Annotated in this window: 5 protein-coding genes; 4 read left to right on the top strand and 1 reads right to left on the bottom strand. The window is 58.6% G+C overall.

The window, feature by feature from the left end; genetic code table 11:
- Positions 1 to 684, top strand: coding sequence for a phosphoglycolate phosphatase (gph, locus tag WCG50_RS16905; RefSeq protein ID WP_336900765.1), 684 nt, complete (start codon positions 1 to 3; stop codon positions 682 to 684).
- Here gph and WCG50_RS16900 read toward each other — a convergent pair.
- Positions 681 to 2,498 carry a methyl-accepting chemotaxis protein gene (locus tag WCG50_RS16900; RefSeq protein WP_336900764.1) on the bottom strand — a complete coding sequence of 606 codons (1,818 nt, stop codon included), beginning with the start codon at positions 2,496 to 2,498 and terminating at the stop codon, positions 681 to 683. The two genes, gph and WCG50_RS16900, sit on opposite strands and share 4 nt — an antisense overlap.
- Before the next feature lie 408 nt (positions 2,499 to 2,906).
- Between WCG50_RS16900 and WCG50_RS16895 the strand changes: the two genes are divergently transcribed.
- From WCG50_RS16895 to WCG50_RS16885, 3 genes are all read left to right on the top strand, one after another.
- Positions 2,907 to 4,433, top strand: a complete 1,527-nt coding sequence (locus WCG50_RS16895; protein WP_336900763.1) for a chorismate-binding protein — start codon at positions 2,907 to 2,909, stop codon at positions 4,431 to 4,433.
- Between the two features lie 3 nt (positions 4,434 to 4,436).
- Positions 4,437 to 5,081: an aminodeoxychorismate/anthranilate synthase component II gene (locus tag WCG50_RS16890; protein WP_336900762.1), complete on the top strand. Its 645-nt coding sequence runs from the start codon at positions 4,437 to 4,439 to the stop codon at positions 5,079 to 5,081.
- Between the two features lie 86 nt (positions 5,082 to 5,167).
- The coding region (locus tag WCG50_RS16885; protein WP_336900761.1) for a beta-eliminating lyase-related protein at positions 5,168 to 5,598 on the top strand (431 nt) is incomplete at its 3' end.

The following is a 5,598-nucleotide window of genomic DNA, read 5'->3' as shown; positions in this document are numbered from 1 at the left end:
ATAGACGCCGTGATCGTCGATCTGGACGGCACGATGGTCGATACCCTCGATGACTTCGTGGTGGCCTTGAACCTCATGCTGGCCGATTTACCGGCCCTGTCGAGCGCGCGGGTAGACCGTGACACTGTTGCACAGACCATTGGCAAAGGCTCGGAGCATTTGATTAAAAGCGTTCTGGCCCACGTTACCCAATCTGAAGCAGCTGTAAATTTAAGTGCAGGCGAAGTGCTCGCGCTGTTTGAACCCGCCTGGCAAAGCTACCAGCGGCATTACCTGACGATCAACGGGCAACACGCCGAAGTGTTCCCGGGTGTCGTCGAAGGCCTCACGCAACTTAAGGCGCGGGGTTTGAAGCTGGCCTGCCTGACCAACAAACCAACCGAATTTGCGGTGGCCTTGCTCAAGGCCAAAGGCCTTGATGGTTTTTTTGAACAGACGTTTGGCGGGGATGCCTTTGCACGTAAAAAACCGGATCCGTTACCGCTGCTCAAAACCTGCGAAGCGCTGGGCTCTGCGCCGCACCGCACGTTGATGATCGGAGACTCCAGCAACGATGCTCTGGCGGCGCGCGCTGCCGGTTGCCCGGTGTGGCTGGTGACCTACGGCTACAACCATGGCGAACCCATTCGTGCGGTCGATGCTGATGGGTTCACCGACTCCCTGCTCAGTTTGATGCCGGTTTAAAAGGTTTCCCAGTCGTCGTTGCTTGAAGCTGCCGGCGCGGCTGGTGCAGTGGCTTTGGGTGCAGCCGGTTTGGCAACTGACAATTTGTTGGGTACCACCGAGGCCTTGGACGGTGTCGGTGCTGCTGGTCGCGCTCTAGCGGCAGCACCTTTCGGGATGCCGGCGCCCCGTCTCTCGGCCCCCTTGAAGGTGGAAGGCCCAGGCTTGTGCGAACGCACGGCGGCGAGGGGCAGTGCCATGCCATGGTGCGGGTCGTTGGCGCCCAGTTTGAAGACCGCCACGACTTGTACCAACTCTTGCGCCTGTGTTTTCAGGCTGCTGGCCGCGGCGGCCATTTCTTCGACCAGGGCTGCGTTTTGCTGTGTGGCCTGGTCCATGTGTTTCACGGCTTCGCCCATGTGCGCGACACCTGAAGCCTGGTCGCTGCTGGCGGCGCTGATCTCGCCCACGATGTCGGTCACCCGTTTGATGGAGGTGACGACCTCGGTCATGGTGCTGCCGGCCTGGTCCACCAGTGACGTGCCTTGCTCCACACGTTCCACGCTGGCGTTGATCAGCGATTTGATTTCTTTGGCCGCTTCAGCCGACCGTCCGGCCAATGAGCGTACTTCGCTGGCCACCACGGCAAAGCCACGGCCTTGCTCACCGGCGCGGGCTGCTTCAACCGCAGCGTTCAACGCCAAGATATTGGTCTGGAAGGCAATGCCGTCGATGACGCTGATGATGTCCGAGATCTTGCGTGAGCTCTCGTTGATGCCCTTCATGGTCTCGACCACCTGCGAGACCACTTCGCCGCCTTGGATGGCTACCGTGGATGCATTCATGGCGAGCTGGTTGGCCTGGCGGGCGTTGTCGGCGTTTTGTTTCACGGTGTTGCCGAGTTCTTCCATCGAGGCAGAGGCCTCTTCCAGCGCGCTGGCTTGTTGCTCGGTGCGTGCCGACAGGTCGTGGTTGCCGTGCGCAATCTCTGAACTGGCTGTGGCAACGCCTTCGGAGCCCTGGCGCACCTGACCCACGATGGCAGCAATCTTGTCGCGCATGGTTTTGATGGCGTTGAGCAGGCTGGGTTGGTCGGGGTTGTTGACAATGATCTCAACAGACAAGTCGCCTTCGGCAATGCGGTGTGTGATGTCAGCGGCATAAGCCGGTTCGCCACCGAGTTGCTTCAGTATGCCGCGTGCAATCCACCAGCCAATCGCCAGTAAAAATGCGGCGAGCACCAAAGCCGCGATGGAAAAAGTAAGCACGCGCCCTGCAATGACCGAGTCAATCGTGTCCACATACACGCCCGAGCCGACAACCCAACCCCAAGGGGCAAAGCCTTTGACATAGGAGACCTTGGGGACAGGCTTCTCCATGCCGGGTTTGGACCACATATAAGAGACAAAACCGGCGCCTTCGGCTTTAACGACCTTGACGAACTCTGCATACAGATAGACGCCATTGGGGTCTTTCATGTCCGACATGTCTTTGCCAATCAGTTCAGGCTTGATCGGATGCATCAGCACTAAACGCTGCATGTCATTAACCCAAAAATACTCGTTGTTGCCATAGCGCAAACTACTGATGGCAGCCAAGGCTTGCTGTTTGGCCTCGGCCTCCGGCAATTTCCCTGAAACAGCGGCAGTTTGGTAATAAGTCAGCACGCCGTGCGCTGTTTCTACGGTTTGGCGGACGCCGTTTTGTCGCTCTTCCATGATCAAGCCACGCTCCGAGATCAGGAACATGGCAGCCAGCAAGACAAGCCCCAACACTGCACACAAGGTGAGTAAGGCCAGGCGCTTGGCAATGGACAATGTAGATAACTTAAACATGATTAACCCTAGTGTGTTGCCGGTGGCTCCCGCTGATAATTCTAGACCTCGACGACTGCATTTTCTGTTTTTAAACTGACGGGTTCTTTTGTTTTTTGGGATTTTTTAAGTTTCAGTTATCCCGGTTTTTGGGGAGTGGGGACTCTGTGTGAGGGTCTTCCCTATGAGATGAGGTTTGATACACTGGCCGCATGTTCATTCACCGCATTTGCATCACAGGTTGTAGCGACCGGGGAGCCTGGCTCTGGCGGGCTCAGCACGCTACGTCGGCGCTAGCCTGACTTCTCCCCTCCTTGTTTGAATGAACCGCAGCAATCTTTGGCTGCCCGCTGGAACGACCGCAACCTGAAGCCAACACGGTGCCGGTTGCGTGCTCAAGTTCTGGCCCTGAACTGAAAGAACTTTTTCATGATCTCTGAACTTGAATTCAAAAGCCTGAGTGCCCAAGGCTACAACCGCATTCCCCTGATGGCGGAAGCCTTCGCCGATCTGGAAACGCCCTTGTCGCTGTATCTGAAGCTGGCGCACTCCAAAGAAGCCGGCAAATACAGTTTTTTACTCGAATCGGTGGTAGGTGGCGAGCGTTTTGGGCGATACAGCTTCATTGGCCTGCCGGCCCGTACGCTGGTGCGTTCCCTGGGTTTTGGCCCGGACATGCGCACCGAGGTGGTGACCGATGGCGTGGTGGTGGAAACGTCCACCGTCAACCCGCTGGATTTCATCTCAAGCTACCAAAAACGCTTCAAGGTCGCGCTACGACCCGGTTTGCCGCGGTTTTGCGGTGGATTGGCTGGCTACTTTGGTTATGACGCGGTGCGCTACATTGAAAAAAAGCTAGAAGCCACCTGCCCGCCCGACACGCTCGGGTGTCCCGATATTTTGTTGCTGCAGTGCGAAGAGCTGGCGGTGATCGACAACCTCTCCGGCAAGCTGTACCTGATTGTTTACGCCGACCCGGCCCGCCCCGAAGCCTATGCCAACGCTAAAAAGCGCCTGCGGGAGTTGAAAGAGCAGCTTAAATACTCGGTGAGCGCACCCATCGTCAAGCCGACGCAAAGCCACCCGGTGGAGCGGGAATTTGCCAAGGTCGATTACATCGCCGCCGTGGTGCACGCCAAAGAGCTGATTGCCGGGGGTGATTTCATGCAGGTGCAGGTGGGCCAGCGCCTCAAGAAGCGCTACACCGAGTCGCCACTGAGTTTGTACCGGGCGTTGCGGGCACTCAACCCCAGCCCATACATGTATTACTACCATTTTGGTGATTTCCATGTGGTTGGCGCCTCGCCCGAGATTCTGGTACGCCAGGAACAGGTCACCACCGATGGCAAGACCGAGCAAAAGATCACCATCCGCCCGCTCGCCGGGACGCGTCCGCGGGGTGCCAGCCCGGCACTGGACAAGGCGGCCGAAGTGGAGTTGATCAACGACCCCAAAGAGCGCGCCGAGCATGTGATGCTGATCGACCTGGCGCGCAACGACATTGGCCGCATTGCCAAAATTGGCAGCGTCAAAGTGACCGAAGCCTTCTGCGTGGAGCGCTACAGCCATGTGATGCACATCGTGAGCAACGTCGAAGGCACGCTGATTGACGGCCCCGACGGCCAGCCGCTGGGCAGCATGGATGTGCTCAGAGCCACCTTCCCGGCGGGCACGCTGACCGGCGCCCCCAAAGTGCACGCGATGGAACTGATCGACAAGCTGGAGCCCACCAAGCGCGGGCTTTACGGCGGCGCTTGTGGCTACCTGAGTTACGCCGGCGACATGGATGTGGCCATCGCGATTCGCACCGGCATCATCAAGGACCAGACCCTGTACGTGCAGGCGGCCGCGGGCGTGGTTGCCGATTCGGTGCCGGAGCTGGAATGGAAAGAGACCGAAGCCAAGGCGCGGGCCTTGCTCAGAGCGAGTGAATTGGTGGAAGAAGGGCTGGAGTAAATCATGGGTCAAAAAATCAAACTGCTGATGATCGATAACTACGACAGCTTCACCTACAACATCGTCCAGTATCTGGGCGAGTTGGGGGCCGAGGTAGAGGTGTTTCGCAATGACGAAATCACGATTGACGAGATTGAGGCGCGGCTCAAGGCCGGGCAGTTGGACCGCCTGGTGATCTCGCCCGGCCCGTGCTCGCCAGCCGAAGCGGGGATTTCGGTCGCTGCAATTCAGCACTTTGCCGGCAAGCTGCCGATTTTGGGCGTGTGCCTGGGGCATCAGGCGATTGGCGCGGCGTTTGGCGGCACCATCATCCGTGCGCAAGAGTTAATGCACGGCAAGACCAGCGTCATCACGACCACACAGGAAGGCGTTTTTGCCGGACTGCCTGCGCAGTTCACCGTCAACCGCTACCACTCGCTCGCCATCGACCGCCCGACATGCCCGGATTGCCTGAAGGTCACCGCCTGGACGCCGGACGGTGAAATCATGGGCGTCAAACACACCACGCTCGACATTGAAGGCGTGCAGTTTCACCCCGAAAGCATCCTGACCGAACACGGCCACGCCATGCTGAAGAACTTCCTGAAACCTCGTGGGACAGACCGCAGCGACACGAAGTGCGCCAGCGCTGTCCCCGACATTTCGTAGGATGTTGGAAGTTTCGCGAGAACTCAAATTATTCGCTATGAAAAAAATAGCTGCTTGCGCAAGTAACACGGGGACTAGAGGTCAATATGGCTTATAAATCAGAATCAAAAACGGTGGACTTGCGCAGCGACACCGTGACGCAGCCGACCCCCGCCATGCGCGATGCGATGCTGACCGCGCCCTTGGGCGATGACGTGTTTGCTGACGACCCGAGCGTCAACGCACTGCAGGACCAGATTGCGGCGCTGCTAGGTTTTGAGGGCGCGCTGTTCATGCCTACCGGCACGCAAAGCAATCTGTGCGCCATCATGGCGCATTGCCAGCGCGGCGACGAGTACATCGTGGGCCAGATGGCGCACACCTACCGCTGGGAAGGCGGCGGCGCGGCGGTGCTGGGCAGCGTGCAGCCTCAGCCGCTCAACCACCAGCCCGATGGCACGCTGCTGCTGTCCGATATTGCCGACGCCATCAAACCCGACGACGCGCACTTTGCCCGCACCCGGTTGCTGACGCTGGA

The organism is Rhodoferax sp., from assembly GCF_037143375.1.
Taxonomy (GTDB): domain Bacteria; phylum Pseudomonadota; class Gammaproteobacteria; order Burkholderiales; family Burkholderiaceae_C; genus Rhodoferax.
Note: the sequence above shows the minus strand (reverse complement) of the source record. Positions and strands in the feature narration are given on the sequence as shown.

Bases quoted from the DNA above. Each gene is read 5' to 3' on its own strand.
- WCG50_RS16900 (WP_336900764.1), bottom strand. From the start codon at position 2,498: ATGTTTAAGTTATCTACATTGTCCATTGCCAAGCGCCTGGCCTTACTC.
- WCG50_RS16895 (WP_336900763.1), top strand. From the start codon at position 2,907: ATGATCTCTGAACTTGAATTCAAAAGCCTGAGTGCCCAAGGCTACAAC.
- WCG50_RS16890 (WP_336900762.1), top strand. From the start codon at position 4,437: ATGGGTCAAAAAATCAAACTGCTGATGATCGATAACTACGACAGCTTC.